The organism is Haloferax profundi (genome assembly GCF_001469865.1).
GTDB lineage: Archaea > Halobacteriota > Halobacteria > Halobacteriales > Haloferacaceae > Haloferax > Haloferax profundi.
In genome coordinates, this window is record NZ_LOPV01000362.1 from 1 (window position 1) to 3,563 (window position 3,563).

General features: G+C 47.2%; 2 protein-coding genes and 1 pseudogene. All 3 read right to left on the reverse strand.

The features are described 5' to 3' along the window. Nucleotides 1-160: 160 nt before the first annotated feature. On the reverse strand, nt 161-733 hold the full coding sequence (locus tag AUR66_RS13140) for an anthranilate synthase component II (protein WP_058572778.1): 573 nt from the start codon (nt 731-733) through the stop codon (nt 161-163). Beyond that, on the reverse strand, nt 730-2,235 hold the full coding sequence (gene pabB / locus AUR66_RS13145; protein ID WP_058572779.1) for an aminodeoxychorismate synthase, component I: 1,506 nt from the start codon (nt 2,233-2,235) through the stop codon (nt 730-732). Before pabB ends, AUR66_RS13140 begins: the two co-directional genes overlap by 4 nt. Nucleotides 2,236-2,821: 586 nt before the next feature. After that, nucleotides 2,822-3,499 (reverse strand): annotated as a pseudogene (locus AUR66_RS13150) (IS6 family transposase). Between the last annotated feature and the right edge of the window lie 64 nt (nt 3,500-3,563).

The window sequence follows — 3,563 nt, forward strand, 5'->3', positions numbered from 1 at the left end:
AGACTGCTCACCAACCTCGCTTGAAAAAAACAGTCACGGTCACGTATCTTATATCTGTGGGTCCCACTGAGGAATCAATTCACCGGAACGTACGTTTTCTATACAGAACACGGGGAAATCTCTCCGAATCAACGTCAAGATTAGAACTCGTATTGAACTGTTAACTCACCACAATTTTTACAAAATTTTCGATGATTCGTTTCCCTGTGTCGGTTAGAATACTCTCTGGATGGAACTGTACGCCCATATGAGGTTTGTGTCGATGTCGAACTCCCATGCTCACCCGCGTGTCGCCATCATCAATGTAGGCAGTCTCAACTATCTCATCTGGGAGAGTCTCATAATCGACTACCAATGAGTGATAACGGCCGGCTTCGAATGGGTTCGAAAGCCCATCGTACAGTTTCTCCCCTTCGTGGTACACGTCTGATTGTTTGCCATGAACCACTGACGGTGCGTGCTTGACTGTTGCCCCATGTGCTGCACACAGCGCTTGGTGGCCGAGGCAAACTCCGAGAGTGGGGTAGGATGCCTCTGAAAAAATCGGAACTGATATGCCCGCATCTTGGGGTGTTCCCGGACCCGGAGAAACGATGATGCCGTCTGGGTTGAGGCACTCAATATCTTCAATCGACGCTTCATCGTTCCTTACAACCGATACATCATCAAACTCACCGACGTATTGAACCAGGTTGTATACAAATGAGTCGTAATTGTCGATGATGAGTATCATTTGGCCTCCTCCAAGACCTCTGTTTCCACGTCGAATTTCGCTTTCTCTCCGAGTGCTTCGTCGACAGCAGTAACCAGTGCCTGCGCTTTTGCCAGCGTTTCGGTATATTCGTCTTCAGGAGCAGAATCATGTACGATCCCTGCACCTACACGGAGTTGGTATTGATTGCCAACTCTAACTAGCGTTCTGATAATTATGTTGAGTGTCGCACGATCATCGAATCCAAATATTCCAATACTCCCTGTATATGGCCCGCGTCGTGTAGATTCCATCTGATCGATGATTTCCATCGTTCGGGGTTTTGGGGCACCTGTGATGGTTCCACCAGGAAAAGCCGCAGCGACCGCATCACCAATCGTTGCAGATTCCTTTAATTGTCCTCTCACGAGCGAGACCAGGTGCATGACCTCAGAATATCGGTCTACTCGGCGGTATTCGGTCACATCGACCGTCCCGTACTCACTTACTTTCCCTAGGTCATTTCGCTCAAGGTCAACGAGCATCGCATGCTCAGCCCGTTCTTTCTCATTGGATAGTAATTCACTCTCGAGTTTTTTATCCTCTTCAATTGTCGCTCCTCGAGGTCGAGTCCCGGCGATTGGTTCAGTAAGCAGTTTGCCGTCATTAATTTCGAGTAACAGTTCCGGACTGGCGCTCACAAGGTCGATACCGGGAAACTCTAACAGACCCGAGTATGGTGCTGGATTCACTCGACGAACTGCTTCGAACGCATCGACTGGGTGAACTGCTGCGGGAGCCGACAAGCGGTGTGAAATGTTTGCTTGGAATGTATCTCCATCGTGGATGAACTCTTTTACCCGCTGCACGCGGTGCTTGAAACCTGACTGTCCACACTCACTTTCGAACGTCGCGTATGCGCACTTAGGCGAATCTACATCGGTAGACGACGTTTCGTCAACCACATCATCTGCGAGTTCAAGTGCATTGTTCTTCCCAACGATGTAGGACTCTTGTGGGTCTTCACTAACCTTGGGACATGCAGTGATATGTAGCATGGTGTCTCCGCTTTTGGGCTCACGCCAAGCTGCGATTCGTTCGAAGACACCAAGTTGTAGGTTTGGGAGACTTCGGTCATCGATGGTACTCTCCGGAATCTGTTCTAACTCCCGTGCGATGTCGTAAGAGAGCCACCCAAATCCACCACATGGGTACGGGACTGAGCAGTTTCCGCGAATCAACTGCTCACTATTAACCAGATTGTCGATCGTATCGATCGAGGGTGTGCCAGACTCACCGGTCGTTGCGTCTGGTCTCACTTCGATCTGGTCTGTAGGATCCACACCAAAATAACCCCACCCTGATTGGCCACCAGTCGTCTCGAGATAGAACCCATGTGAATCACTGCTCCGGGCTCTACGATATGCTTTGAAAGGATCTTCGACGGAGATGCGTACCTCAATCGGTATACGTACATCTGACACACAACGTGTTGCGAGTGAGAGATAGGTATCTCGGTCGGTGATCACTGTTGGTTTGCTCATTATCTAATAGCCTCCTTGGAGATTCCTAGCCTGAATCTCGGATTTCGTAAATGAGACGTAACTTCGTTGGAGTATAAGTTTTGGTATTTGTCAACATGGGATATAGATGAATTGGCCTACGGGCCGGAGTTGATACGGTCAGACTGTCACAGGAATCAATTAATAATTACTATGCCAATTTTATCTCTTGTTGACCTAAGCATGATAAGTATCATAGAGAAACAATTTACCAGAACTCGATATTGGGATACTTCCAAGCTATCATTTTAAATTAGTTCTAATATATCTTATCTTAAAATATTTATTTTAATCCTGTGAGGTGAGATCACAGACACTTTTATTTACATTTCTAATCATTACCGGGGAGAAAAGCTCACTATTTATATTTTTATCTTATTTATTCTAAAACCCAAACATTCTATTGTTGCAATTATAAATTTGATTAATTATTTAATAGTATAGAATATAATTGTATCTTATATCTATTCAATATCTGAAAATACTCAATGGCTTTTCATCCGTGTGGGTTATACTTTGTAATGAAATATCTTTCAGTTGTTGTAAGATCAATTTAAGCAGGCACTGTCTAGTTAACCTCCTGAGCTGGCGTTCTTCCGTCGAGTGACTGATGCGGTCGCTGAAAATTATAGTAATGAACGAACACTGCAAGTCATTGGCGGACGCTCAGCCGACTGCCCACCCATGAATTGTGGAAACGGTCAACTCTCATTTTGAATGTATGAAACCATTTTTCAATCAGGTTTCGGTCTGTGTAGTCAACCCGACCGTTCAACCCTAATCGAGAGAAGGCAGTCCGATATCCGAAGGCATCAGCGAGAAACACCGTCTCTGAACAGTCGTGTTTCTCACAGACTCCGTGGAGAAACGCAGCCGCCGGATCGGTTCCATGACGCTTGAACAGTGCAACGTCAAGAATCACTTTTGTGTCGAGAACTATTGCAGCGTACAACCAAGACCACTCGCCGTTGATTTTGACAGCAGTCTCGTCGACTGCGACCCGCCTCGGCGTCGCCTTCGGCGGGTCTGAGACGCTGTCAGACAGCCAATGTACCCACTGGAAAACTGCTTGAAACGAGCGTTCTACGCCGAGTAACCGAATAATCGCTTCTGTCTCTCTGAGCGAAAGACCGGCAGCATGGAGCCGGACGGCGAACGCCCTGGCGGGCGTCGCCGTCCGCTCGCGCTGCCAACATTCAAGCGTAGCAGTGTCTAAACTCTCTTTGAGCAGGTTTGAGAGTAGCATAGATCACTAACTCTTCGACCTGCTCGTTCCTTATCTAGACAGTGCCCCCGTGATTATTCTATAC

What these genes read in the sequence shown, in the direction of transcription:
- pabB (WP_058572779.1), bottom strand. Translation starts at nt 2,235, where the DNA reads ATGAGCAAACCAACAGTGATCACCGACCGAGATACCTATCTCTCACTC.
- AUR66_RS13140 (WP_058572778.1), bottom strand. Translation starts at nt 733, where the DNA reads ATGATACTCATCATCGACAATTACGACTCATTTGTATACAACCTGGTT.